The sequence below is a fragment of the Janthinobacterium sp. CG3 genome (assembly GCF_000344615.1).
Classification (GTDB): Bacteria; Pseudomonadota; Gammaproteobacteria; order Burkholderiales; family Burkholderiaceae_D; genus Janthinobacterium.
On record NZ_KB467824.1, the window covers coordinates 969,984 to 993,902 of the forward strand.

Here is a 23,919-nt window from a genome sequence, read left to right on the forward strand (position 1 = left end):
TGACCTGGGCGCAAAAAATCGCCGGGTATTTTTGCTCCTGTGCAAATATGGCGGGTAAATCGTTGGAACTTGAATATAATCAAGCATCTGCCGGGTTTTCTTCGCGCAGCGCTAATCATTGAGACGTCGGCATGGGTCTATTCGCTAAAGCAAAAAAAAATAATGATGGCTGGCTGGCGATCGCCTTTGGCGCCGACGGCGTCGTCGGCGCCGCCGTCAAGCGCGTCGTCAACGCCAAGCCGGTGGTGGAATGGGCCGCCTTCTATCCGGACGAGAAGGGCGAGGGCGGCGCGCTCGAGCGCGTCAAGAAGGAAGCCCATCCGGCCCGTTACCAGTGCGCCAGCCTGCTCGCCGCCGCCGACTACCAGTTGCTGTCGGTGGACGCGCCCAACGTGCCGCCGGCCGAATTGAAAACCGCGCTCGGCTGGCGCCTCAAGGACATGCTCGACTTTCCGGTGGCCGAGGCGACCATCGACCTGCTCGACATCCCGCCCGACGCCAACGCGCCGGTGCGCAACCGCACGCTGTTCGCGGTGGCCGCGCGCAACAGCGTGATCGCGCCGCGCCAGCTGCTGTTCAGCGAGCACAAGCTGAAGCTGGACGCGATCGACATCCCCGACATGGCGCAACGCAATATCTCGGCCCTGCTCGAGCCGGCCGGGCGCGGCCTGGCCATGCTGTCCTTCGACGCCGACGGCGGCTTGCTCACCGTCACCTTCAACGCCGAGCTGTACCTGTCGCGGCGCATCGACGTGCGCCTGCCCCAGTTGCTCGACGGCGACGAGGACAAGCAGCGCCAGGTGCACGACAAGATCACGCTGGAGCTGCAGCGCTCGCTCGACCATTTCGAGCGCCAGTTCCACTTCATCGCGGTGGCCAAGCTGGTGCTGGCGCCAACCGGCGCCCCCGGTCTGCATACCTACCTGGCCGGCAATCTGTACATGCCGGTCGAGGCGCTCGACCTCGACAGCGTGTTCGACCTGTCGAAGGCGCCGGCGCTGCGCGAGGCGGCGCAGCAGGCGCGCCACTTCATGGCGCTGGGCGCGGCGCTGCGCCTGGACGGGGGCGCGCCGTGAGCCAGCAAATCAATCTCTTCAACCCGCTGCTGCAAAAGCGCAAGAACTACCTGTCGGCGAAGACCATGGCGCAAGCCATGCTGGCGGTGCTGCTCGGCGCCGCGTTGCTGGCGCTGTACGGCAACCGCCAGGTCGCCGCGCTGGAGCGGCAAGTGGCCGCGGGCAAGCTCGAACTGGCCAAGCGCCAGGCCCGCCAGGCCGAGGTGATGGTGGCGTACGCGCCGCGGAAAAAGGACCAGGACATCGAACAGGACATCGTTCAAGCCGGCGCCGAACGCCAGTCGCTGCTGCAGTTGCAGTCGATCCTGGCGCGCGGCGAATTCGGCAACACGCGCGGCTACTCGGCCTACTTCCGCGCGTTCGCCCGCACCCGCGTCGACGGCCTGTGGCTGACCGAGGTCGACATCCTCGGCGCCGGCAACGCCATCGGCTTGCAGGGCAGGGTGCTGTCGCCGGCGCTGCTGCCGCGCTACATCGGTGGCCTGGCCGGCGAACCCGTGCTCAAGGGCAAGACGTTCGCGCGCTTGGAACTGGCGCCGCCCGCCAAGCCGGCCGGCGCCGACGCGCCGGCGCCGGCCGCGCCGGCCGCGGCTGCCGCCGGCGCCGCCACCTCGGCCACGCCCGCCGCGCCGGGCTTTCTTGAATTTAGTCTGCAGGCCACGCCTGCGGAGGTGGCCAAATGAAACAGTCCTGGCTGAAACTCGCCGCCAAAATCGACGCGCTCAGTCTGCGCGAGCGCGTCATGGCCTTCGCCGCCGGCATGGTCGTGCTGCTGTTCCTGGCGTTTCTGCTGCTGCTAGACCCGATGTTCGCCAAGCAGAAAAAGCTCGTCGCGCAGTTCCGCCAACAGCAAAGCCAGATGGCCGGCATCGACGCCGAAGTGGCCAACGCGGTGCTGCTGCACGCGCACGACCCCGACAGCGCCAGCCGGGCCAGCCTGCAGGCGCTGCGCGGCGAGGTCGCGCAACTGGGCGGCGCGCTGCGCGCCATGCAGAAGGGGCTGGTCGCGCCGGAGCGCATCGTGCTGCTGCTGGAGCAGCTGTTGAGGAGCAATACCAAGCTGCGCCTGGTGTCGCTGAAGACGCTGCCGGCCACCGGCCTGGCCGACGGCCGCTTTTCCGATCCGGTCCCGGCCGACGCGCCCGAGCCGATGCATGCCGGCGGCAAGCTGCTGCTCAAGATCGCGCAGCCGCCAAGTCCGGCGGCGCCGCCGGCGGCGCCGGTCAAACAGGCGCCGCTGCTGTACCGGCACGGCGTGGAACTCGAATTGCAGGGCGGTTATCTCGACATGGTGAATTATATGGAGGCGCTGGAAGCGATGCCGACGCAATTGTTCTGGGGTAAGGCCAATTTGCACGCCGGCGACTACCCGAACGCGCGCCTGACCCTGACGCTGTACACCTTGAGCCTGGCGCCGAAATGGATCGCGCTGTGAGCGCGCGCCGGCCTGCTTTACGCTTCGGCCTCGCTTGCGGCTTAAGCCTGGTCTTGGGCGGCGCGCCGGTGGCGGCCCAAAGCCTGTTCGATCCGACCCGGCCGCCGGCCGCGCTGACGGCGCCGTCCGACGGCGCGCTCGGGGTTCCCGGCGCGCCGATGTTGCAATCGGTGCTGGTGTCGCGCAATCCCGGCGGCAGGGCGGTGGCGGTGATCAGCGGCCAGACCGTGCGCCTGGGCGGCAAGGTCGGCGACGCCGTGCTGGTGCGCATCAGCCAGACCGAGGTCGTGCTCAGGCGCGGCAGGGCGCTGGAGACGCTGCGCCTGTATCCCAGCAAGGTGAACGACGGCGCCGGCCCGGCGAAGCCATAAAGCATATGCATAACAATACAGAGCGGACGAGAATGCAAAAAAACCTGATCATCGCCTGCGCGCTGGGCGTCGGCGCCGGCTTAAGCGGCTGCAATAGCGCGCAGTCGCAGCGCGACACCTTCAACGCCATCAATGCGCAAATGAAGAGCGCCGCCGCGCAGGCGCCGGCGGCCAGCCAGCCCGCGGCGGTCGAGAACGCCCTGTTGCCGCCGCTCAGCGCGCTGGCCGGGCAACTGCCGCGCACCCGCGCCGCGCTCGACGAGCGCTTCAACGTGTCCTTCAACAACGTGCCGGCGCAGCAGTTTTTCAATTCCCTCGTCACCGGCACGCGCTACAACATGCTGGTCCACCCCGACATCGGCGGCACCGTCTCGGCCAACCTGAAGGACGTCACCCTGTTCGAGGCGCTCGACGCGGTGCGCGAACTGTACGGCTACGACTACCGGGTCGACGGCAGCCGCATCTACATCAAGCCGGCGACGATCCAGACCCGCATGTTCCAAGTCAATTACCTGACCGGCAACCGCAAGGGCAGCTCCAACCTGCGCGTGTCGTCGACCTCGGTTGGCAACGCCAGTTCGCTCGCCTCCGGGCAGGGCGGCAACAACAATAACAATAGCGGCGGCGGCAACAACAGCAACAACGGCGCCAACGACAACGGCGGCGGCCCGCAGGCGGGCCAGGCGCGCGACAGCAGCAACGTCAGCACCACCTCGAACAGCGATTTCTGGGTTGAGCTGAAGGCGTCGCTGGAAGCCATCGTCGGCGCCGGCAAGGACGGGCGCAACGTCGTGCTCAGCCCGCAGTCCGGCGTCGTGGTGATCCGCGCCATGCCCGACGAGTTGCGCAACGTCGACCTGTACCTGAAGGCGACCCAGTTGTCGGTCGACCGCCAAGTGATCCTGGAGGCGAAGATCCTCGAGGTGCAGCTCAACGACGGCTTCCAGACCGGCATCAACTGGGCCTCGTTCGCCTCCATCAAGAGCGGCCACGGCAACCGCGTCTCGACCGGCTTCGTCTCGCCCGGCACCACGCTGGCGCCGCTGCCGTTCGCCGGCGGCCAGCCGCCGACGATGAGTTCGACGGGCGCGACCGCCATCGCCGCCAGCACCGGCTTCGCGCTGGGCAGCGCGGCGACGGCGGCCGGCTCGCTGTTCGGCCTGGCCTTCCAGACCAGCAACTTCGCCGCGATGATTTCCTTCCTCGAATCGCAAGGCACGGTGCACGTGCTGTCGAGTCCGCGCATCGCCACGCTGAACAACCAGAAGGCGGTGCTGAAGATCGGCACCGACGAGTTTTACGTCACCGGCGTGAGCACCACCACCAACACCAGCGCGGCCAGCGCCACCACCAGCCCGAACGTGACCTTGCAACCGTTCTTTTCCGGCGTGGTGCTGGACGTCACGCCGCAGATCGACGACCGCGGCAACATCATCCTGCACGTGCACCCGTCGGTCAGCCAGGTCACCACCGTCAGCAAGGACATCGACCTCGGCAGCGCCGGCCGGCTGACCTTGCCGCTGGCGGCGTCGAACACCTCGGAAATGGACAGCATGGTGCGCGGCCAGAACGGCGGCATCGTCGCCATCGGCGGCCTGATGCGCCAGTCGTCGACTTCCGACCGTTCGCAGGTGCCCGGCGCGGGCGGGCTGCCGGTACTCGGCGCGCTGTTCCGCAACACCGGCCAGGTCACGCAAAAGCGCGAACTGGTGGTGCTGATCAAGCCCACCATCGTCGAGGGCGCCAGCAGCTGGAACGAAGACCTGCTCGACGCCGGGCGGCGCATGGAGGCGCTCGACCCGCGCCGTCCGGCGGAGCGCAACTAATATGTACAAGGCCCACTTCGGCTTGCGTGAGGTGCCGTTCAGCATCACGCCGGACACCAGCTTCTTCTTCACCAGCCCGCACTCGCAAGAGGCGCTCAACACGCTGCTGGTGGCGGCAAAGAACGGCGAGGGCTTCATCAAGATCACCGGCGAGGTCGGCACCGGCAAAACGCTGCTGTGCCGCAAGTTCCTGGCCACGCTGGGGCCGGAATTCGTCACCGCCTACATCCCCAATCCGTATCTGGAGCCGCGCACGCTGATGCTGGCGCTGGCCGACGAGCTGGGCTTGAAGCTGGAGAAGGACGTCGACCAGCACCAGTTGCTCAAATCGATCACGCAGCGCCTGCTGGACCTGGCGGCCGGGGAAAAGCGCGTGCTGCTGTGCCTGGACGAGGCGCAGGCGATCCCGCTGGAGAGCTTGGAGGCGTTGCGCCTGCTGACCAACCTGGAGACGGAAAAGCGCAAACTGCTGCAAATCGTCCTGTTCGGCCAGCCCGAGCTGAACCGCCACCTGGAACTCGATTCGATCCGCCAGCTGGCGCAGCGCATCACCTTCCATTACCACTTGGGGCCGTTGAGCCGCGACGACGTCGAATACTACATCGCGCACCGGCTGCGCGTGGCCGGTTTCAGCGGCAGCCGCCTGTTCAGCCGCGCCGCCGTGGCGAAACTGTATTCGGCCAGCGGCGGCATTCCGCGCCTGGTCAACATCCTGGCGCACAAGGCGTTGATGCTGTGCTACGGCGAAGGCCGCCAGCAAGTGGGACGCGGCCACGTGCGCGCCGCCGCCAAGGACACCGTCTCGAGCAAACGTCCGCGCTGGCCATGGCTGGCCGGCGCCGGGGCCGGACTGCTGATTGCCGCGTGCGGCCTAACCTGGACCCTAAGTAAATGAGCCTGATTAACAAAATGCTGCAGGACCTGGACGCGCGCGGTTCGCAGGGCGCCGCCGGGGCGCAGGACGCGGTGCGGCCGGTGCCCGGGCGCGAGCGCGCCGCCGCGCCGCGCATGGTGATGATTGGCGCGCTGGCGGTACTGGTCGGCGCCGGCGGCGCCGCGCTGGGCTGGCGCGTGTTGCACAAGCCGGCGCCGCCGGTGCCGCCGCGCGCCGCCGCGCCCGCCGTGGTAGTGGTAGCGGCGGCGTCGCCGCCAGCGCCCGCCGCGGCAACGCCGCCGCTGCCGGTCGCGGTTGCCGCCGAGCCAGTGGCCGCGGCCGCCGCGCCGGCCGCGCCAGAACCGGCCGCGCCGGCAATCGAAGCGGTCAAAGCCCAAGGCGCCACGGCGGGCGAGCGCATTCAGACAGACGAATCCCTCAAATCCGTCAGGCGCGTCAAGGCGGCGCAAACGGCAAAGCCGGCGCCGGCCCGCGCCGACGCCGAGGCCACCCGCGCGACGATTAACGCGGCGCCAGTGGCGTTGCAGGGCAAGGAAAGCAATGTCCAGCAGCGCGCCGAAAACGAGTATCGGCGCGCCTTGGCGGCTTTGCAGGAAGGGCGGGTGAATGAGTGCATCGCCGGGTTGGAGCAAGCGCTGGCGATAGATCCGCGGCACCAGGCCGCGCGCGAGACACTGATCCGGCTGCTACTGGAAGGCAAGCGGCCGAACGACGCCGTACGCCACCTGCAACTGGGGTTAGCGCTCGACCCGGCCCAGCCGGCCATGGCGATGATGCTGGCGCGCCTGCAACTGGAGAGCGGTGGCCCGGCCGTTGAAACACTGATGCGTACGCTGCCTTTCGCCGGCGCAGACGGCGACTACCGCGCCTTCCTGGCGGCGGTGCTGCAACGCGGCCAGCGTCACAAGGAAGCTGCGGAGCAATACGAGCTGGCCCTGCGCGGCGCGCCGCAAAACGGCGTCTGGTGGATGGGCCTGGGCATCTCGTTGCAGGCCGAACAGCGTCTAGTCGAAGCGAAAGACGCCTTCGCCCGCGCCAAGGGCAGCGCCAGTCTGTCGCCCGAGTTGCAGACCTTCGTCGAACGCAAGTTGCAGCAACTGCCGCACTGAGGCCTTGAAGCATCGCCGCCGCGCGCGGCGCCGCCTGCCTAAACTCTTCCGCCAAAGGGCGGAAGTCCTACTCCACCACGCGCCGGGTTTTCCAGCCACACGCGCCTGTACGCGCTGACCTTCCAGAACGACAACGCTGAACATTTCATTCCTACCCAACCCCTTGCATATAGCCAACGAATAGCTATTGAATTGGGATATGCTTTCCCCTGCCCACGAGGCGCTGCGGGAGCAGTTGGCAAGCTTGTCGCCCGTATGGAATCAGTTGTTCAGGGCGAATGGCTTGCCCAGGTGATTGAGCCAGACCTCGCCTTGTTCGCCTAACATGACTCCTCGCCACGACGAGCCCATGTTGCGTGGAACGGCGTCGATGACGGCTTGGCGGTACGCCGGCGAGAAGACGGCGTCATATTTGGCGCTGAACTCGTTGGCGTTGCGAAAAGTTGTTTTCTTGCCGGCGATCTGCGCCCGCACCGGATAGGCGAGAACGGATGTAACAGCTTTCTTGTCGCCATTTTTCACGCCCAGCCAGAACTTGTAGGCGTTGGCATGGACGATGTCGTCCGACTCGGCGCCCGCCGTGTAATAACGATGTCCCAGGCTGCCGCTGTTGCTTTCGGTGTGTTTCAGGCTGTAGGGCAGCTTGCTGCTTGAGCCGGTCTTTTGCCACGTCCCGTCGAACTTGCCGCAATCGGCGGAAAGCGCTCCGGTGAAGCTTGCCGTCACCTCGCCGTTGGCGCCGCGCTCCTCAAGCACCAGCTTGTTCCTATCGCCCGATACGGCGCGCAGCGGAATGCCCTTCAACTGCGACAGGTAGAAATATTCTCCCGAGACGGAGTCACCCTTAAAAGCAAGGGTCAACTGGATCTTATACTTGCCGCCGATGTCGCCGGCATAGTCTTGCAGGCTGGGGCTGCCACCAATATCCTCGCAAGACGCCACGGCCAGGACAGGCGAGAGCAGGGTGGTGAGGAAGACAGTGCGAATGAGGGGTTTCATCATGGCGATTCGATGTTGTTTTATAAAGTCGGCAGTATTCTACCGCCCAGGCCGCGTATGAGGCCGTCCGCCAGCCTCATCAAGGTGTTACCCATGTCCCCCGACAGGTGCCCCGTTGTGGCGCCGCGGGTATTGGGCGCGCGTCGCGGCGTGCTTGTTTTTACAGCCGGGCCTGGTCGCCCCAGACGTTTTTCATGCTGAAGCGCACGCCGGCCTGGTCTTCGTGCAGCGCTTCGGCGATGGCGAACTCGGGTTCGCTGGTGCTGCGCAGCGGCGCCGACGCCAGCAGCGCGGCCGGGATCACGATGCCGGCCGCGTCGCGCAGCGCGTGGACGTGGCTGCCGGATGCGGCGGTAACCACGCCGACTTCGCCGTTGCGCAGGCGCACCAGGCTGCCCGGCGGGTATTTGCCCAGTCGCAGCACGAATTGTTCGGCCAGCGCCGGGTCGATCTTGTATTCGGTGTTGAGGAAGATCTTGTGCAGCGCCTGGTCGGGCAGCACCGAGCGCCGGTAGTTGCGCGCCGAGACGTGGGCGCAGTAGCGGTCGGCCAGCCCGATCAGCTTGGCGTTCTGGGTGATTTCGTCGCTGGTCTTGCCGCCCGGGTAGCCGCTGCCGTCGTCGTTTTCATGGTGCAGCATGACGCAGGAAATCCATTCCTCGTCGTCGATGCCGGCGCATTTGAGCAGGTCGGCGCTTTCTTCCGGGTGGCGCCGGACGATTTCCATTTCCTCGCGCGTCAGCGGCGTGTGTTTGCTCTGGAAGCTGTCGTTGTGGCGCAGCATGCCGACGTTCATCGTCAGGGCGGCGGCGGTAATGACCAGGGTTTCCTGGCGCGTTTTCTGCATGCCGCGCGCCACCAGGATCGCCACCAGCGCCGTTTCAATGCAGTGGCGCACCGCGTAGGTGCCGGCGATCTGGTTCAGGAACAGGCAGGCCAGCGCGATGTCGGGGTTCAGTTCGAAAGCCCGCAGCACGTCGCGGGCGACGTCGCGCAGTTCGTGCTCGGCGTTGTGTTTGTCGCGCAATTCGTGCAGCAGCCGTTCCAGGCGTTTGTTGGCTTCGTTGAGCAGGTGCAGCACCGACGGCGGCGATTCGTCGACGACGAACAGGCCCGCCGCCAGCAGCGTGTCGATCTGGCCCTGGTCGTTGAGCAACTGGCCCTTGCGCAGCAGCGGGCCGCCGTTGCGGTCGAAGCTGTACAGGTCCCACGGCAGCGGTGCGCCCGGGACGAGGTCGGAGAAAATGATGCGCCGTTGAACCATGATGTTTCCCGTTTCGCCGGTCGCCGCCGGCCTTGGTTTATATCCGCGCCAGCCGTTCCAGCGCCAGGCGCAGCGTCGCGTCTTTCTTGGCGAAGCAAAAGCGCACGATGCCCGATTCCTTGCCCTGCTGGTAGAAGGCCGACACCGGAATCGCCGCCACCTTGATGTCACTGGCCAGCCATTCGGCGAACGCGGTCTCGTCCGCGCCCGAAATGGCCGCGTACTTGACGCATTGGAAATAGGTGCCGTCGGCCGGCAGCAGTTCGAAGCGGCTATCCCGCAGGCCCTCGCGGAACAGGTCGCGCTTGCGCTGGTAGAACGCCGGCAATTCCAGGTAGGGCGCCGGGTCGGCCATGTAGCTGGCCAGGCCGTGCTGCATCGGCGTGTTGACGGTGAAGACGTTGTATTGGTGGACCTTGCGAAATTCCGCGCTCAGCGCGGCCGGCGCGGCGACGTAGCCGACCTTCCAGCCGGTCACGTGGTAGGTCTTGCCGAAGCTGGAGACGACGAAGCTGCGCGCCGCCAGTTCCGGGTGGCGGCACAGCGATTCGTGCGCCACGCCGTCGTAGACCATGTGCTCGTAGACCTCGTCCGACAGGATCAGCACGTTGGTGCCGCGCACGATGTCGGCCAGCGCGTCGATGTCGGCGCGGCGCAGGATCGAGCCGGTCGGGTTGTGCGGCGAGTTGACGATGATCAGGCGGGTGTTGCCGGTGACGGCGGCGCCGACCTTGTCCCAGGGCACGCGGTAGCCCCGCGGCCCCACCTGCATCGCCACCGGCACCGGCACGCCGCCGGCCAGCGCGATCGCCGGCAGGTAGCTGTCGTAGGCCGGCTCGATGACGATCACCTCGTCGCCCGGGTGCACGCAGCACAGGATCGCCGTCATCAAGGCCTGGCTGGCGCCGGCGGTGACGGTGATCTCGGCGCCCGCGTGGTAGGCGTGGCCGTACTGCGCCGCGATCTTTTGGGCGATGGCTTCGCGCAGCGCCGGCACGCCGGCCATCATCGGGTATTGGTTGTGGCCGGCGCGCATGGCCGCGTCGACCATGTCGAGCAGTCGCGGCTGGCAGTCGAAGTCGGGGAAGCCCTGGCCCAGGTTGACGGCGCCGTGCTCGGCCGCCAAGCTCGACATGCGCGTGAAAATGGTGGTGCCGACGGCCGGCAGTTTGCTGTGCAGGGTCGGCGTCAGTGGCGGTGTGTGGCGGCTGTTCATGGGTGCGGGACGGTTGGATGGCTCGGTTTGCCTATTCTAGCGCAGCCGGCCGGGTTCGGTGTGGCATTCCCGCCGCGTGTATTACGGCGTCAACGCCCAGGCTTCCGGCACCATGATCTGGAACATGCCGGCCTTGGCGGTTTTGCGCCCCAGCTTGAGCAGCGCCTTGTCCTTGGTGATCAGGATGTCGGCGTTGGCGTCGCGCGCCAGTTCGAGGAATTTCTGGTCGTCCTTGTCGGTGCACACCGGCAGGCGCACGCCCGACACCGGCGGCGCCACCACGCTGATGAGGGCGTCGAAGCGGGCCGCGCTGACGGCGCGGCTGGCCTCGTCGAGCGGCAGGTGCTTGTAGTGCAGCACCACCAGGTACTCGGCGCGGCAGTCTTCGCGCGTGATCGCCAGCACCGCGCCGCTTTCGATGGCGGCCAGCAGGGCGGTCCAGCGCGGGTCGTGGAAGACGAACAGGTCGAGGCAAACATTGGTATCGAGGACGATGCGTTTCGGAGCGGGTATCATGTCGGCAATTCTATTCTATGGATGTGTATTGGAATCTTATGTTGATTGTGCTTTCGCCCGCCAAAAGTCTCGATTTGGAGACGCCCCCGACCACCAAGCTGCACAGCAAGCCCGACTTCCTCGAGCATTCGGCCGTGTTGATCGACCGCATGCGCCAGTTCACGCCGGCCGAGGTCGGCAGTCTGATGGGCATCTCCGACGCCTTGTCGGCGCTCAACGTGGCGCGCTACGCGTCGTGGACGCCGAACCTGGACCAGGCGCGCCAGGCCGTCATGGCCTTTAACGGCGACGTCTACGCCGGTCTCGACGCGCGCACGCTCAAGCCGGCCCAGCTCGACTACGCGCAGGCGCGCGTGCGCATCCTGTCGGGCCTGTACGGCCTGCTGCGCCCGCTCGACATGATCCACCCGCACCGGCTGGAAATGGGCACCCGCCTGTCCAACGCGCGCGGCAAGGACTTGTACGCGTTCTGGGGCGACACCATCACCGAGGCGCTCAACCGCAGCGCCGAGGAGCAGGGCGCCAAGGTGCTGGTCAACCTGGCCTCGGAGGAATACTTCAAGTCGGTCAAGCCGCGCCAGCTGTCGGTGCCGGTGATCTCCCCGGTGTTCGAGGACTGGAAAAACGGCAAATACAAAATCATTTCCTTCTACGCCAAGCGGGCCCGCGGCATGCTGGCGCGCTACGCCGCGGTCAAGGGCATCCGCGACCCGGAAAAGCTGAAGGGCTTCACGGTGGACGGCTACGCCTTCGACAAAAAAGACTCGACCGACAAGTCCTGGATCTTCCGCCGCCGCGTCGCCGACTGAGCGGCATAGGTGGCTTAGGGTGGCTTAGGGGACAGACCACGATTTCCGGGAAAGTATTTCCCGGAAATCGTGGTCTGTCCCCGGTTTTATTGCAACAAAAAACCGGGGCGCGCCCCGGTTTGTCGTTATTGCCAGAACTTCCACCATTTCCGCTCGGCCTTGCCGCCGCCGGCGGTCAGGAAGCGGCTGTTCGGATAGTTCTTGTTGAACACGCGCAGGGTGTCGTCGCGCAGGTCGGTCATGCCCATCTTGTCGTAGCCGCGCGACATGATGAACAGCGCTTCCTCGACGGCCGGCGAGTCGCGGAAGTCGTTAATGGCCCCTTGCGCGCGGTTCACCGAGGCCAGGTAGGCCTCGCGGCGGTAGTAGTAGCGCGCCACGTGCACTTCGTACTGCGCCATCGCGTTGATCAGGTAGTTCATGCGCTGCAGCGCGTCCGGCGTATACTGGCTGTTCGGGAACTTCTCGACCAGTTGCTTGAACGCCGCGAAGGCTTCGCGCGTCGCCTTCGGGTCGCGCTCGGTCGGGTCCTGTTCGTAGATGAAGTTCAGGAAGCCGATCTGGTCGTTGAAGTTGATCAGCCCGCGCAGGTAGTACATGTAGTCGACGTTGGCGTGGTTCGGATGCAACTTGATGAAGCGCTCGACCGCCGCCAGCGCCTGGGCCTGGTCGCCGGCCTTGTAGTGCGCGTAGGCGATTTCCATCTGCGCTTGCTGGGCGTAGGTGCCGAACGGATAGCTCGATTCGAGCTTTTCAAACAGCTGGATGGCACGTTCATAGTGCTGTCCAGCCATTTCTTCGCGCGCCTCCGAGTATAATTTCGACACTGACCAGTTTTTGGTCTCATCGACTTTTTCGGGCAACAAGCTGCAAGCGGACAAACCGAGCAGAACGAATGAAGCGACAACCAACGATAATTTTTTTTGCATGACGTTTTGCAAGAAGGTTTTAACCAAGTTTTTACAATAGGCTGATTATAGCCGATGGGAATGCTGTGATATTAACTCCGAAGCCGAATTTGGCTGACCCCCTGTCTCACCCCGAACTCGACGACGAGTTCGATGTCGATTTTACTGCCGACGACGCCGACGACGTCACCGACTCGATGGCGCCGATTGAACTGGAATTGACGCCGGACGCTTGCGGCCAACGCCTCGATAAAGTCATTTCAAAACTGGTTCCGCAATTCTCCCGCAGCCGCCTGCAACTGTGGATGGACGCCGGCTTCGTTACCGTCGACGGCAAGGTCGCGAAAAGCAAGGGCACCGCCTATGGCGACGAAAAGGTTGTCATTCTGCCGCAAAGCGCGCCGGAAGACGAGGCTTTTAAGCCCGAGCAGATCGAACTGAACATCGTGCACGAGGACGAGCATATCATCGTCGTCAACAAACCGGCCGGACTGGTGGTGCATCCCGGCGCCGGCAACTGGTCGGGCACCTTGCTCAACGGCCTGCTGTTCCATTGCCCGCAACTGGCCGGCGTGCCGCGCGCGGGCATCGTGCACCGGCTCGACAAGGACACCAGCGGCCTGATGGTGGTGGGCAAGACGCTGGCGTCGCAGACCGACCTGGTGCGCCAGCTGGCCGCGCGCACCGTGCGCCGCGAGTACTTCGCGCTGGTGTGGGGCACGCCGAAGCAGAGCGGCACCATCGACGCGTCGATGGCGCGCCACCCGCGCGACCGCATCAAAATGGCCGTGTCGGAGAACTTCTCGGCGAAGCCGGCGATCACCCACTACGAATTGCTGCAGTCGGGCCTGCTCGACCGCCGTCCGGTCAGCCTGGTGCAGTGCCGCCTGGAAACGGGACGTACCCACCAGATCCGCGTGCACATGCAGTCGCTCGGCTTTTCGCTGGTCGGCGACGCGCTGTACGGCAAGCAACATCTGGTCGGCGTGTTCCCGCGCCAGGCCTTGCAGGCGCGCCGCCTGGGCCTGGTGCATCCGGGCAGCGGCGAGGCGGTCGAGTGGCTGGTGCCGCTGGCCGCCGACTTCGCCGGCTTGATCGCCCAGGCGGGCATCGACGAACCGGCGCTGGTGTAACGGTGGCGACGCCGTTCCTGTTGCCGCACTGGCCGGACGCGCCCGCCAACATCGGCGCGCTGACGACCATGCGCGGCGGCGGCGTCAGCCCGGCCCCGTACGGCGACGGCCGGGGTGGTGGTGGACTGAACCTGGGCGTGCACGTCGGCGACCAGGCCGAACTGGTGCAGCGCAACCGCTATTTGTTGCAGGGCGTGTTGCCGGCGTCGCCGGCCTGGCTGACGCAGGTGCACGGCAGCGTGGTGCTGGACGCGGCGCGGGTGGCCGCGGACGTCGCTGACGCCGCGGCGCCCGAGGCGGACGCCAGTTTCGCGGCCGCGCGCGGCGCCGTCTGCGCGGTCCTGAGCGCCGATTGCCTGCCGGTGCTGTTCTGTGACGCCGGCGGCAAGGTGGTGGCGGCGGCGCATGCCGGCTGGCGCGGCCTGGCCGGCGGCGTGCTGGAGCGCACCGTGCAAGCGATGCGCGGCGCCGGCGCCGGCGACGTGCTGGCCTGGCTGGGGCCGGCGATCGGGCCGGGCCAGTTCGAGGTTGGCGCCGATGTGCTGCAAGCGTTCCGCGACGGCGCCGCCGACGCGGCCGCGCTGGAGCGGGTCGACGCCGCGTTCGCGCCGCTGGCGGCGCGGCCGGGCAAATACCTGGCCGACATCTACGCGCTGGCGCGCAACGTGCTGCGCGGCGTCGGCGTCGAGCGCGTCGCCGGCGGCGACTGCTGCACCGCGTCGGAAACGGCGCGTTTTTACTCGTATCGCCGCGACGGCGTGACGGGAAGGCAAGCAAGTTTGATCTGGCGCAAATAGTCCGGCGGAAAAGCGGACTATTGTGCCGGGCTTCTGTCTCACTCTTCGATGGCCTGATGGCGTCGGCGTCGGCGACGGCTCGGCGTCGGATGACGCGTTCGTTCAGCCGACCCGCGGGGCTGCGCCTTCACTCCTCGGGGATCTTTTTTTCAGCCGCGTCGCGTTTGCTTTTGCGCCGCCGCGAACCGGTCAGGTAATATAGTATTGACAGAGGAACCACACAGTAGATGAGGAAGGTCATCATCCCGGCGACGATGGACGGTTCGGTCAGGGCCATCAGCCCGACCACGTAAATCCATGCAACTGCGACGATCAGCATAAAACGGCCTTGGTAAAGATAGGTTTCTAATTTCTAAATGGACTCAAACATATGAATATGCCCGATCCTCAAGTGATGACCAACGCGTGGATAGCGCAGATGAACGACCCGAACCTGTGGAAAGCCTGGTTTAGCGCGGTACCCGAAGCGCCGGTAAACCCGATCGCGGCCGTGCTTCAAGATGCCGGCGCCAACATCAAGCCGGAGGTGCTGGACCGGCTCAAAAGCGAGTACATGGGCAAGCTGGGCGCGCTCTGGGCCGACTTCCTGGCGGGCAAAACCCCGGCGCTGGCGGACCGCCGCTTCGCGGCGCCGGCGTGGCGCGAGAATCCGCTGTCGGCCTACAATGCCGCATCATACCTGCTCAACGGCGAATTTCTCATGGCGCTGGCCGAGTCGGTCGAGGCCACCGCGCGCCAGAAGCAGAAAATCCGCTTCGCCGTGCAGCAACTGATTGACGCGATGTCGCCTGCCAATTTCCTGGCAACGAATCCGGAGGCGCAGCAAAAAGTCATCGAAAGCAAGGGCGAAAGCCTGACCAAGGGGCTGTCCAACATGCTGGCCGACATGCAAAAAGGCCGCATCTCGCAGTCCGACGAGTCGGCGTTCGAGGTCGGCAGCAACGTCGCCACGACGCCCGGCACGGTGGTGTTTGAAAACAATTTGTTCCAGCTGATCCAATACACGCCGACCACGCCGGCGGTGCACCAGCGGCCGCTGCTGATGATGCCGCCGTGCATCAACAAATTCTACATCCTCGACCTGCAGCCGGAGAACTCGCTGGTGCGCTACGCGGTGGAGCAGGGCAACACGGTATTTCTGATGTCGTGGCGCAATCCCGACAAGTCGATGGGCCAGCTTACCTGGGACGACTACATCGAGCAGGGCGCCATTGAGGCGGTCCGCGTGACGCGGGAAATTTCCGGTCAGGACAAGCTCAACGTCTTCGGCTTTTGCGTCGGCGGCACCATCGCCGCGACCGCGCTGGCGGTCTTGAAAGCGCGCGGCGAGAGCCCGGCGGCCAGCCTGACGTTGCTGACCACCTTGCTCGATTTTTCCGACACCGGCGTGCTCGACGTCTTTATCGACGAAGAGCAGGTCGGCCGCCGCGAAAAGGCGCTGGCCAAGGGTGGCCTGCTTCCCGGCAGCGACCTTGCCAGCACCTTTTCCAGCCTGCGGCCGAACGACCTGATCTGGAATTACGTGCAGTCGAACTACCTGAAGGGCAACGAGCCGCCGGCCTTCGACCTGCTGTACTGGAACGCCGACAGCACCGGTTTGCCCGGCCCGATGTTTTGCTGGTATCTGCGCAACACCTACCTGGAAAACAGCCTGTGCGTGCCCGGCAAGCTGACCGTCGCCGGCGCGAAGGTCGACCTGTCCAGCATTGACGTGCCGACCTTTGTCTTCGGTTCGCGCGAAGACCACATCGTGCCGTGGGGCGCGGCCTACGCGTCGACCGCTTTGCTGAATACCAAAAAACCGCAGCAAAACCGTTTCATCCTGGGTGCGTCGGGCCACATCGCCGGCGTGATCAACCCGGCGTCGAAGAAAAAACGCAGCTATTGGAGCAACGTCGCGGCCAAGCCGGCCAAAGGCGCCAAGGCCAAGACGCTGAGCGCCGACGACTGGTTCAGCGGCGCCACCGAGCACCCGGGCAGCTGGTGGCCCGAATGGGCCGGTTTCCTGGCCGAGCACGGCGGCGACGACGTCAAGGCGCCGGCCAAGCCGGGCAGCCGTCGCTACAAGGCGATCGAGCCGGCGCCGGGGCGTTACGTCAAGGTGCGCGCCGAAAAGGCGTAGGCTAGCCGGTGGCCGGGGCGGGGCGCGCGGTCCGGCGCCTTGCTTTTCGCTCATTTAGGTTGCGTTGCAATAAAAGTGGGAAACTTATGGTGGGATGTGCAAAACCCTTGTCTTCCACTCTATAATAGAATTTGTAGGTATGTGCGAAAGCGGACCGAAGTGCGCTTTTTTTTAGGAATATATCAGTACGCGCTGCGGCGCAATAAGTGGACTTGAGATGAGTAGTGCAAAAAAAAACATTGAACGCCTGATCAAGAAATACCCGAACCGCCGTCTGTACGATACGCAAACCAGTTCGTATATCACGCTCACCGACGTCAAACAACTGGTGCTCGACAGCGAGGAGTTCGCCGTCGTCGACGCCAAGTCGAACGAAGACCTGACGCGCAGCATCCTGCTGCAAATCATTCTTGAGGAAGAGGCCAACGGCGCGCCGATGTTCTCCAGCGTCGTGCTGTCGCAAATCATCCGCTACTACGGCCACGCCATGCAGGGCATGATGGGTTCCTATCTGGAGAAAAACGTCCAGGCCTTCACCGACATCCAGCACAAATTCACCGGCAATTCGGCCGGCACCTTCGAAGGTAAGCCGTTCAGCCCCGAAATGTGGACCCAGTTCATGAGTGTGCAAGGGCCGATGATGCAGGGAATGATGAACAACTACATCGACCAGAGCAAAAGCCTGTTCGTGCAGATGCAAGAGCAAATGCAGAGCCAGAGCAAGAACCTGTTTGGCACCTTCCCGTTCCCGGTCCCGACGGACAAGAAGTAAATGGATGCCCGCGGCTGCGATCCGCGGTCGCACCCCCGCGGCCCGACGCCGGTCCAGGCCGGTGGTTCTTTTGACGCTAGCGTCGCCTTGGCAGTCAACCGGCGCTGTTTGTCACACTAGTTCGGCAAGGCATGCGGCGGACGAGGTACAATAGCAGATTCGCCTCATATTTTTCCTCGCATCTACCTATGTCCTCAATTTCCCGTATTCCCGTAGTATCCGCCCAGCCAGAAAACGTTCTGGCCATGACCGGCGCGGCGCCGAAAGTAGGGTTTGTGTCCCTCGGCTGCCCGAAAGCCCTGGTCGACTCCGAACAAATTCTGACCCAGCTGCGCGCCGAAGGCTACGAGACGGCGAAATCGTATGACGGGGCCGATCTGGTGATCGTCAACACTTGCGGCTTCATCGACGCCGCCGTGCAGGAGTCGCTCGATGCCATCGGCGAAGCGCTGGCCGAAAACGGCAAGGTCATCGTCACCGGTTGCCTGGGCGCGAAAAAAGACGCCGCGGGCGACGACATCATCATGAAAATCCACCCGAAGGTGCTGGCCGTGACCGGCCCGCACGCGCTGGGCGAGGTGATGGACTCGGTCCACAAATTTTTGCCCAAGCCGCACGCGCCGTTCTTCGACCTGGTGCCGCCGCAGGGCGTCAAGTTGACGCCGAAGCACTATGCCTACCTGAAAATTTCCGAAGGTTGCAACCACCGTTGCAGCTTCTGCATTATCCCGTCGATGCGCGGCGACCTGGTCTCGCGTCCGATCGCCGAACTGATGCTGGAGGCGGAAAACCTGTTCAAGGCCGGCGTCAAGGAATTGCTGGTCATTTCGCAAGACACCAGCGCCTACGGCGTCGACGTCAAGTTCCGCTCCGGCTTCTGGAACGGCCGCCCGGTCAAGACCCACATGACGCAGCTGGTCGGCGCGCTGGGTGAATTGGCCGCGCAATACGGCGCCTGGGTGCGCTTGCACTACGTTTATCCTTACCCGCACGTCAACGAAATCATCCCGATGATGAGCGGCGGCCACATCCTGCCCTACCTCGACGTGCCGCTGCAACACGCGCACCCGGACGTGCTCAAGCGCATGAAGCGCCCGGCCAGCGGCGAGAAAAACCTCGACCGCATCCAGGCCTGGCGCGCGATGAACCCCGAGCTGACGATCCGCTCGACCTTCATCGCCGGCTTCCCCGGCGAGACCGAGGCGGAATTCGAATACCTGCTGGAGTTCTTGAAGGAGGCGCAAATCGACCGCCTGGGTTGCTTCGCCTACTCGCCGGTGGACGGCGCGACCGCCAACGCCATCGCCAACCCGGTGCCGGAAGAGCTGCGCGAAGAGCGCCGCGGCCGCGTCATGCTGCTGCAAGAAGAAATTTCGAAGAAGCGCCTGCAGGCCAAGGTCGGCAAGACCGTGCGCGTGCTGATCGACGAAGTCGAAGCGAGCGGCGCCGCCATCGGCCGCTCCAGCGCCGACGCGCCGGAAATCGACGGCGTGGTCTACGTCAAGCGCCCGTTCGAACCGCACCGCAAACTGGTGGTCGGCGAGTTCTACGACGTCGAAGTCACCTCCGCCGACGCGCACGACCTGTGGGCCGCCGCGTAAAAAGCGGCCTCGCAACAGGCACCCGGGGGCAGACCCCGGGGGGCTGGCCGCCGCCCCACGCATGTGGTGTTGGCCGGGGCCGCGAAACATGTCATTGATAACAAGGCGGATCGGCGTAAGCGGTATCCGCCTTTTTTTATAGGCTGCCATGAGCATCAAAAAATCGCTTCAAACCGCCCTGGTCCACACCGACTACAAGGCGCCGGAGGGCTTCGCCGCCTTTCCCGCCGCGATCCACCACGCCTCGACGATCCTGTTCAAGGACGTCGCGGCCATGCGTTCGGGCGACTGGAAGGAAAAGAACGGCTACACCTACGGCCTGCACGGCACCCCGACCACCTTCACGCTGGAGGCGCGCCTGGCCGAGATCGAAGACGGCAAATATTGCCTGCTGGCGCCCAGCGGCCTGGCGGCGATCGCCATGGTCGACTTCGCGCTGCTCAACACCGGCGACGACGTGCTGCTGCCGGAAAACGTTTATAACCCGAACCGCGAACTGGGCAAGTGGCTGGCGCAAGACTTCGGCATCACCGCGCGCTATTACGATCCGCTGATCGGCGCCGGCATCGCCGCGTTGATCCAGCCGAACACCAAGCTGATCTGGACCGAGGCGCCGGGTTCGGTGTCGATGGAAGTGCCGGACCTGCCGGCGATCTGCCAGGCGGCGCGCGCGCGCGGCGTGCTGGTCGCGCTCGACAACACCTGGTCGGCCGGCCTGGCGCTGCGCGGCTTCGACCTCGGCGTCGACGTCATCATGCAGGCGCTGACCAAGTACCAGTCGGGCGGCTCGGACGTGTTGATGGGCGCGCTCATCACGCGCGAGCGGCAGCTGCACGAACGCCTGGCGATGGCGCACATGCGCCTGGGCATGGGCGTGGGCGCCGACGATGCCTACCTGGTGTTGCGCAGCCTGGCGTCGATGAAGCTGCGCTTCGACGCCCACGACGCGGCCGCGCGCACCGTCGCGACCTGGCTCAAGGGGCGAGCGGAGATCGCCACGGTGTTGCATCCGGCTTTCGAGGATTGTCCCGGCCACGCGATATGGAAACGCGACTTCAGCGGCGCCGGCGGCTTGTTTTCAGTGCTGTTCGACGCCCGCTACAGCGAGGCCCAGACCGACCGCTTCGTCAACGCGCTGACCCTGTTCAAAATCGGTTACAGCTGGGGCGGCGCCAACAGCCTGTGCGTACCGTACCGCATCGGCGCGATGCGCAAGGGCTGGCAAGCGCCGGGCGAACTGGTGCGTTTCAATATCGGCCTGGAAGACCCGGCCGACCTCATTGCCGACATCGAAAGGGCGTTTGCCGCGATGTCGTAATGGGTCGGCAACGCTGGTACAAACCCGAGGCAAGGAGCCGGTGGCGGTCAAGCACGTCATCGGCCCGGCATGGTTGCCCGGTTCGACGGTGCCCGCCGGCGTTACAGATACGGTTTAAGCGATTTCAACAGGCGGATTGGGCAGCGGATTGTGTGTTACACCGGCATTGGCTTGTTGTTGTTCAAGTCGAGGAAGCCGCGGATCAGGCGGTAAGCCTTCCACAGCCAGGCGCCGCCCCAGATCAGCCACGCCAGCGGAATGCCGATGAAGGTCAGGAACAACACCGCGCCCAGCACCACCCAGAACACGTACCACCAGAACGAGCGGATTTGCCAGGTGTGGTGGCTGTAGACGAAGGTGCCGCTGGTCTCGTCGCGCTTGATGTAGTTGACGATCAGCGGGATGAAGGAAATGGCGCCGAGCGTGAAGATAAAGCTGGCGGCGTGGAAAAGGTACAACCACCAGGCCACGGTTTTCGCCGACTGCTGATTGGTGTCCACTACGATTTCTTGCGACATATATAGTCCTGTCCTTGCCCGTTTATTCGAATTTCAATTATAGCAATAAGACGCGCCATCGCGCGCACAGCGGGCGTCGGCGCCGGGCGGTGTTTCCACGCATATATACGAAAGCCGAAGTCGACCTGATCGTCAACCAAAATAACGCCAGGATCGCCGCGTCGACCAAAATGGAGGGCAGCGTGAACCGGGTGGCGCGCGCGGTGCGCAGCTACATCTGGTATTCCGATAAAGATGTGCGTTAAGCGATGCAGGGCCGAATCGCCAAGCTGCGCGCTGCGAAAACGCCGGCATGGCTACACTCCTCGCAACAGGGGGGGCGCGCATGACGGACTTGATCGAACTATTGCAATGGCCGGGAATGGGGGCGTCGCTGCTGGCGGCGTGGCTGGTGGGTTCGCGCAGCGCCAGGCGGAGGCTGCTCGGCTTCTGGGTTTTTTGTTCAGCAACGTTTTGTGGGTGATGTGGGGCTGGAACGATGGCGCGTGGGCGCTGATCATCTTGAATTGTTGCTTGGCCGCGACCAACGTGCGCGGCATCATGAAGAATGACGGCGGGTAGCGCATTGCAACTACCACTTGCAGCCGGAATCCTTCTTGTCGGTAAGAACGACATAGGGGACCACCAGCAGCGCCAGCAAGCCGCTGCCGCTGGCCACGTCTTTGCAATCGGCGCGGCTGGCGCGTTGAATGTTGCGCGCCAGCCGGCTCTCGCTTTGCGGCTCGTTAATCGGCTTGTCCTGTAGTTGCGCGACAGGCGGATCGCCCGGATGGGCGCGCTCGGTCGCAAGTTTGCGGGCCGATTTCAAGGCGGCGTTCACGTCGAACTTGGGTTGCGCGCCGACATCGGCGCTGGCCGTGGCCTGCTGCGGCCCTGGCGCCACCGGCGCCGAAATCGGCTCCGGCAACAGCGCCGCGGCCGCATGGTCCGGCCGCGCCGACCGGCCGGCGGCACGTTTTGCCGCCTCCCGCTTCGGCGCCGCGCTGGCCATCTGCGCAGGCATGGGCGGGCGCGCCGGCAAAGGCTCGACCGCTTTCGGCGGCGCCATCCAAACGATCGAGTAGGGCGTGCCCGGACCGTTGTCCGGTTCCGGCACGCGCGCGGCCGGCGCACCGAAGTAGTGGAGCAGGCCGGCGTGCAGCATCAGCGACAGGGCGGCGCCCAGCAAAACAACTTGAGGGCGGCCGCCATGCGCTGGGTAATCCGGGCTGTAGCTAGGCATGGGCATGTGGCACTCTGGATTCAAAAAGTCGTCATCTGTCCGGCGCGTCTAGCGCCGCCAAACATTGCAATAATATCACTCTTTGCGCTAGCGTGGGCTTGCGCTGCTTGACGGCACGGCGGCGAGGTAGCCGGCGCGACCCGTCCTCGTCGCGTCAGCAGCGAAGGCTGAGCCGGGCGACGCTCGCGGTGCCGGATGTGTTTATGCTGAAAGGGTTTTGCTTGCATTTCCCTCAACGTTATAATCCATTCGGCGCCCGTGAAAGCCGCCGCAGCGCAGCGACCGGGCTTTCCCCCTCCGAGACAAGGTAAACTTTATGAGTGCAGCGTTCATCCAAGCCCGCGACTTCTTGCAGCGTCACCGGGAAGACTACGACACCGCCTACCGCGACTACCGCGCGCCGGTGCTGGATCGCTTCAACTGGGCGCTCGACTACTTCGACGTCCACGCCAAGGACAACGCGGTGGCCGCGCTGTGGGTCGTCGACGAGGGCGGCGCCGAGCAGAAAATCAGCTACGCCGAGCTGTCCGCGCGCTCGAACCGCATGGCCAACCACCTGCGCGCGCTCGGCGTGGCGCGTGGCGACCACCTGCTGCTGATGCTACCGAACCGGGTCGAGCTGTGGGACGTCATGCTGGCCTGTATCAAGCTGGGCGCCGTGATGGTGCCGACCACGACCCTGGTGACGCCGGAGGACCTGGCCGACCGCATCGCCCGCGGCTCGGCGCGCCACGTCGTCGCGCTGGCCTCGGAGACCGGCAAGTTCGCCAGCGTGGCCGGCGACTACACCCGTATCGCCGTCGGCGGCCGCGTCGACGGCTGGCTGGCGCTGGAGGACGGCGCCGCCGCCCCTGCCGACTTCGCGCCCGACGGCGTGACGCTGGCCAGCGATCCGTTACTGATTTACTTTACCTCCGGCACCACGTCGGCGCCCAAGCTGGTGCTGCACAGCCACCAGAGCTATCCGGTCGGCCACCTGTCGACGATGTATTGGATCGGCCTGCAGCCCGGCGACGTGCACTGGAACATCAGCTCGCCCGGCTGGGCCAAGCACGCGTGGAGCTGCTTCTTCGCGCCGTTCAACGCCGGCGCCACCGTGTTCGTCTACAACTACGCCCGCTTCAGCGCCAAGAGCGCGCTCGCAGTCATCTGCCGCTGCGCCGTCACCTCGCTGTGCGCGCCGCCGACCGTGTGGCGCATGATGATCCAGGAAGACTTGGCGGCGTACAAAGTGCCGCTGCGCGAGCTGGTTGGCGCCGGCGAACCGCTCAACCCGGAGGTGATCGACCAAGTCGAGCGGGCCTGGGGCATCCGCATTCGCGACGGCTTCGGCCAGTCCGAGACGACGGCGCAGATCGGCAACACGCCGGGCCAGTTGCTCAAGCCGGGTTCGATGGGGCGGCCGCTGCCGGGCTACCGCATCGTGCTGCTGGACGCCGACGACGCGCCGCTGGCGCAGGCGGGCGGCGGCGGCGGCGGCGAAATCGCCATCGCCCTCGACCAGCGCCCGCTCGGGCTGATGCTGGCCTACGAGGGCGACGCCGCCAAGACCGGCGAGGCCATGCGCGCCGGCCACTACCACACCGGCGACACCGCCACGCGCGACGCCGACGGTTATTATTTTTATGTCGGACGCAACGACGACGTCTTTAAAAGCTCGGACTACCGGATCAGCCCGTTCGAACTGGAAAGCGTGCTGATCGAGCACGAGGCGGTGCTGGAGGCGGCCATCGTGCCGAGCCCGGACGCACTGCGGCTGTATGTGCCGAAAGCCTACGTCAGCCTGCGCGCCGGCTACGCGCCGAACGCCGAGACGGCCGCCGCCATCTTCCGCTTCGCGCGCGACAAGCTGGCGCCATACAAACGCATCCGCTGCATTGAATTCACCGAGCTGCCGAAGACCATCTCGGGCAAGATACGCCGGGTCGAACTGCGCAAGCAGGAGGCGGCGAACCACGCCGGCGGCATCGCCGTCGTCGAATACCGCGAGGAGGCCGGCGCTTGAGTTTCTT

Annotated in this window: 24 protein-coding genes; 16 read left to right on the top strand and 8 right to left on the bottom strand. The window is 65.3% G+C overall.

Annotated features, from left to right (window positions below; all coding sequences use genetic code 11):
- Positions 1-131 precede the first annotated feature (131 nt).
- Genes pilM through JANGC3_RS0104325 form a run of 7 tightly spaced genes read left to right on the top strand, consistent with a single transcriptional unit; the run spans position 132 to position 6,712 of the window.
- Positions 132-1,076, top strand: coding sequence for a type IV pilus biogenesis protein PilM (gene pilM / locus JANGC3_RS0104295; RefSeq protein WP_017875252.1), 945 nt, complete (start codon positions 132-134; stop codon positions 1,074-1,076).
- Entirely contained in the window at positions 1,073-1,759 is a 687-nt protein-coding gene (locus JANGC3_RS0104300) for a hypothetical protein (protein WP_017875253.1), read from the top strand. The genes pilM and JANGC3_RS0104300 overlap by 4 nt, the downstream gene beginning before the upstream one ends.
- A complete protein-coding gene (gene gspM, locus JANGC3_RS0104305) occupies positions 1,756-2,511 on the top strand; it encodes a type II secretion system protein GspM (protein WP_017875254.1) in 756 nt (251 codons plus the stop codon). Before JANGC3_RS0104300 ends, gspM begins: the two co-directional genes overlap by 4 nt.
- Entirely contained in the window at positions 2,496-2,882 is a 387-nt protein-coding gene (locus JANGC3_RS0104310) for an MSHA biogenesis protein MshK (protein WP_081611754.1), read from the top strand. Before gspM ends, JANGC3_RS0104310 begins: the two co-directional genes overlap by 16 nt.
- A gap of 32 nt (positions 2,883-2,914) precedes the next feature.
- Positions 2,915-4,708, top strand: a complete 1,794-nt coding sequence (gene mshL / locus JANGC3_RS0104315) for a pilus (MSHA type) biogenesis protein MshL (protein ID WP_017875256.1) — start codon at positions 2,915-2,917, stop codon at positions 4,706-4,708.
- A gap of 1 nt (position 4,709) precedes the next feature.
- The gene (locus JANGC3_RS0104320; RefSeq protein WP_017875257.1) at positions 4,710-5,603 is read left to right on the top strand and encodes an ExeA family protein; all 894 of its coding nucleotides are present in this window, start codon (positions 4,710-4,712) and stop codon (positions 5,601-5,603) included.
- Positions 5,600-6,712, top strand: a complete 1,113-nt coding sequence (locus JANGC3_RS0104325; RefSeq protein ID WP_017875258.1) for a tetratricopeptide repeat protein — start codon at positions 5,600-5,602, stop codon at positions 6,710-6,712. Before JANGC3_RS0104320 ends, JANGC3_RS0104325 begins: the two co-directional genes overlap by 4 nt.
- 261 nt (positions 6,713-6,973) lie before the next feature.
- On the opposite strand, the gene JANGC3_RS0104330 is transcribed toward JANGC3_RS0104325, so the two are convergent.
- From JANGC3_RS0104330 to JANGC3_RS0104345, 4 genes are all read right to left on the bottom strand, one after another.
- Positions 6,974-7,714 carry a hypothetical protein gene (locus JANGC3_RS0104330; RefSeq protein WP_017875259.1) on the bottom strand — a complete coding sequence of 247 codons (741 nt, stop codon included), beginning with the start codon at positions 7,712-7,714 and terminating at the stop codon, positions 6,974-6,976.
- Between the two features lie 157 nt (positions 7,715-7,871).
- The gene (locus JANGC3_RS0104335; protein WP_017875260.1) at positions 7,872-8,975 is read right to left on the bottom strand and encodes an HD-GYP domain-containing protein; all 1,104 of its coding nucleotides are present in this window, start codon (positions 8,973-8,975) and stop codon (positions 7,872-7,874) included.
- Positions 8,976-9,012: 37 nt separating this feature from the next.
- Positions 9,013-10,191 carry a pyridoxal phosphate-dependent aminotransferase gene (locus JANGC3_RS0104340; RefSeq protein ID WP_017875261.1) on the bottom strand — a complete coding sequence of 393 codons (1,179 nt, stop codon included), beginning with the start codon at positions 10,189-10,191 and terminating at the stop codon, positions 9,013-9,015.
- Between the two features lie 81 nt (positions 10,192-10,272).
- Positions 10,273-10,707 carry a putative toxin-antitoxin system toxin component, PIN family gene (locus JANGC3_RS0104345; RefSeq protein WP_017875262.1) on the bottom strand — a complete coding sequence of 145 codons (435 nt, stop codon included), beginning with the start codon at positions 10,705-10,707 and terminating at the stop codon, positions 10,273-10,275.
- A gap of 38 nt (positions 10,708-10,745) precedes the next feature.
- Between JANGC3_RS0104345 and yaaA the strand changes: the two genes are divergently transcribed.
- Positions 10,746-11,516, top strand: a complete 771-nt coding sequence (gene yaaA, locus JANGC3_RS0104350) for a peroxide stress protein YaaA (RefSeq protein ID WP_017875263.1) — start codon at positions 10,746-10,748, stop codon at positions 11,514-11,516.
- A 125-nt stretch (positions 11,517-11,641) separates the two neighbouring features.
- Here the strand turns inward: yaaA and JANGC3_RS0104355 are convergent, their stop codons facing one another.
- Complete coding sequence (locus tag JANGC3_RS0104355) at positions 11,642-12,445, bottom strand: outer membrane protein assembly factor BamD (protein ID WP_026132535.1); 804 nt, start codon at positions 12,443-12,445, stop codon at positions 11,642-11,644.
- 89 nt (positions 12,446-12,534) lie between these two features.
- Here JANGC3_RS0104355 and JANGC3_RS0104360 point away from each other — a divergent pair, with 89 nt between their 5' ends.
- Both JANGC3_RS0104360 and pgeF read left to right on the top strand, forming a co-directional pair.
- On the top strand, positions 12,535-13,557 hold the full coding sequence (locus JANGC3_RS0104360; RefSeq protein ID WP_017875265.1) for an RluA family pseudouridine synthase: 1,023 nt from the start codon (positions 12,535-12,537) through the stop codon (positions 13,555-13,557).
- Between the two features lie 2 nt (positions 13,558-13,559).
- A complete protein-coding gene (gene pgeF, locus JANGC3_RS0104365; RefSeq protein WP_017875266.1) occupies positions 13,560-14,354 on the top strand; it encodes a peptidoglycan editing factor PgeF in 795 nt (264 codons plus the stop codon).
- Between the two features lie 127 nt (positions 14,355-14,481).
- On the opposite strand, the gene JANGC3_RS0104370 is transcribed toward pgeF, so the two are convergent.
- Positions 14,482-14,673 carry a hypothetical protein gene (locus JANGC3_RS0104370; protein WP_017875267.1) on the bottom strand — a complete coding sequence of 64 codons (192 nt, stop codon included), beginning with the start codon at positions 14,671-14,673 and terminating at the stop codon, positions 14,482-14,484.
- Between the two features lie 51 nt (positions 14,674-14,724).
- Here JANGC3_RS0104370 and phaC point away from each other — a divergent pair, with 51 nt between their 5' ends.
- The 4 genes from phaC (at position 14,725) to JANGC3_RS0104390 (ending at position 20,167) form a co-directional block, all read left to right on the top strand.
- Positions 14,725-16,476 carry a class I poly(R)-hydroxyalkanoic acid synthase gene (gene phaC, locus JANGC3_RS0104375; RefSeq protein WP_026132537.1) on the top strand — a complete coding sequence of 584 codons (1,752 nt, stop codon included), beginning with the start codon at positions 14,725-14,727 and terminating at the stop codon, positions 16,474-16,476.
- Between the two features lie 217 nt (positions 16,477-16,693).
- The gene (phaR, locus tag JANGC3_RS0104380; protein ID WP_017875269.1) at positions 16,694-17,248 is read left to right on the top strand and encodes a polyhydroxyalkanoate synthesis repressor PhaR; all 555 of its coding nucleotides are present in this window, start codon (positions 16,694-16,696) and stop codon (positions 17,246-17,248) included.
- A gap of 245 nt (positions 17,249-17,493) precedes the next feature.
- Positions 17,494-18,849 carry a 30S ribosomal protein S12 methylthiotransferase RimO gene (gene rimO / locus JANGC3_RS0104385; RefSeq protein ID WP_017875270.1) on the top strand — a complete coding sequence of 452 codons (1,356 nt, stop codon included), beginning with the start codon at positions 17,494-17,496 and terminating at the stop codon, positions 18,847-18,849.
- A 148-nt stretch (positions 18,850-18,997) separates the two neighbouring features.
- Positions 18,998-20,167 (top strand): cystathionine beta-lyase, encoded by a 1,170-nt coding sequence (locus tag JANGC3_RS0104390; protein WP_017875271.1) that lies wholly within the window; start codon positions 18,998-19,000, stop codon positions 20,165-20,167.
- 155 nt (positions 20,168-20,322) lie between these two features.
- Here JANGC3_RS0104390 and JANGC3_RS0104395 read toward each other — a convergent pair whose 3' ends face one another.
- Positions 20,323-20,685 carry a DUF4870 family protein gene (locus JANGC3_RS0104395; protein ID WP_017875272.1) on the bottom strand — a complete coding sequence of 121 codons (363 nt, stop codon included), beginning with the start codon at positions 20,683-20,685 and terminating at the stop codon, positions 20,323-20,325.
- 89 nt (positions 20,686-20,774) lie between these two features.
- Here JANGC3_RS0104395 and JANGC3_RS0104400 point away from each other — a divergent pair, with 89 nt between their 5' ends.
- Positions 20,775-20,930 (top strand): hypothetical protein, encoded by a 156-nt coding sequence (locus tag JANGC3_RS0104400; RefSeq protein ID WP_157406442.1) that lies wholly within the window; start codon positions 20,775-20,777, stop codon positions 20,928-20,930.
- A 326-nt stretch (positions 20,931-21,256) separates the two neighbouring features.
- Here the strand turns inward: JANGC3_RS0104400 and JANGC3_RS0104410 are convergent, their stop codons facing one another.
- Positions 21,257-21,913 carry a hypothetical protein gene (locus JANGC3_RS0104410; RefSeq protein ID WP_157406443.1) on the bottom strand — a complete coding sequence of 219 codons (657 nt, stop codon included), beginning with the start codon at positions 21,911-21,913 and terminating at the stop codon, positions 21,257-21,259.
- Between the two features lie 310 nt (positions 21,914-22,223).
- On the opposite strand from JANGC3_RS0104410, the gene JANGC3_RS0104415 reads away from it, so the two are divergent.
- Positions 22,224-23,912: an AMP-binding protein gene (locus tag JANGC3_RS0104415; protein ID WP_026132539.1), complete on the top strand. Its 1,689-nt coding sequence runs from the start codon at positions 22,224-22,226 to the stop codon at positions 23,910-23,912.
- Positions 23,913-23,919 lie beyond the last annotated feature (7 nt).

Bases quoted from the DNA above. Each gene is read 5' to 3' on its own strand.
- rimO (WP_017875270.1), top strand. From the start codon at position 17,494: ATGACCGGCGCGGCGCCGAAAGTAGGGTTTGTGTCCCTCGGCTGCCCG.
- JANGC3_RS0104325 (WP_017875258.1), top strand. From the start codon at position 5,600: ATGAGCCTGATTAACAAAATGCTGCAGGACCTGGACGCGCGCGGTTCG.
- JANGC3_RS0104335 (WP_017875260.1), bottom strand. From the start codon at position 8,975: ATGGTTCAACGGCGCATCATTTTCTCCGACCTCGTCCCGGGCGCACCG.
- JANGC3_RS0104340 (WP_017875261.1), bottom strand. From the start codon at position 10,191: ATGAACAGCCGCCACACACCGCCACTGACGCCGACCCTGCACAGCAAA.
- JANGC3_RS0104410 (WP_157406443.1), bottom strand. From the start codon at position 21,913: ATGCCCATGCCTAGCTACAGCCCGGATTACCCAGCGCATGGCGGCCGC.
- JANGC3_RS0104370 (WP_017875267.1), bottom strand. From the start codon at position 14,673: ATGCTGATCGTCGCAGTTGCATGGATTTACGTGGTCGGGCTGATGGCC.
- JANGC3_RS0104330 (WP_017875259.1), bottom strand. From the start codon at position 7,714: ATGATGAAACCCCTCATTCGCACTGTCTTCCTCACCACCCTGCTCTCG.
- mshL (WP_017875256.1), top strand. From the start codon at position 2,915: ATGCAAAAAAACCTGATCATCGCCTGCGCGCTGGGCGTCGGCGCCGGC.
- JANGC3_RS0104310 (WP_081611754.1), top strand. From the start codon at position 2,496: ATGGATCGCGCTGTGAGCGCGCGCCGGCCTGCTTTACGCTTCGGCCTC.
- gspM (WP_017875254.1), top strand. From the start codon at position 1,756: ATGAAACAGTCCTGGCTGAAACTCGCCGCCAAAATCGACGCGCTCAGT.
- JANGC3_RS0104345 (WP_017875262.1), bottom strand. From the start codon at position 10,707: ATGATACCCGCTCCGAAACGCATCGTCCTCGATACCAATGTTTGCCTC.
- phaR (WP_017875269.1), top strand. From the start codon at position 16,694: ATGAGTAGTGCAAAAAAAAACATTGAACGCCTGATCAAGAAATACCCG.
- phaC (WP_026132537.1), top strand. From the start codon at position 14,725: ATGAATATGCCCGATCCTCAAGTGATGACCAACGCGTGGATAGCGCAG.
- JANGC3_RS0104415 (WP_026132539.1), top strand. From the start codon at position 22,224: ATGAGTGCAGCGTTCATCCAAGCCCGCGACTTCTTGCAGCGTCACCGG.
- JANGC3_RS0104320 (WP_017875257.1), top strand. From the start codon at position 4,710: ATGTACAAGGCCCACTTCGGCTTGCGTGAGGTGCCGTTCAGCATCACG.
- JANGC3_RS0104395 (WP_017875272.1), bottom strand. From the start codon at position 20,685: ATGTCGCAAGAAATCGTAGTGGACACCAATCAGCAGTCGGCGAAAACC.
- JANGC3_RS0104355 (WP_026132535.1), bottom strand. From the start codon at position 12,445: ATGCAAAAAAAATTATCGTTGGTTGTCGCTTCATTCGTTCTGCTCGGT.
- pilM (WP_017875252.1), top strand. From the start codon at position 132: ATGGGTCTATTCGCTAAAGCAAAAAAAAATAATGATGGCTGGCTGGCG.
- yaaA (WP_017875263.1), top strand. From the start codon at position 10,746: ATGTTGATTGTGCTTTCGCCCGCCAAAAGTCTCGATTTGGAGACGCCC.
- JANGC3_RS0104390 (WP_017875271.1), top strand. From the start codon at position 18,998: ATGAGCATCAAAAAATCGCTTCAAACCGCCCTGGTCCACACCGACTAC.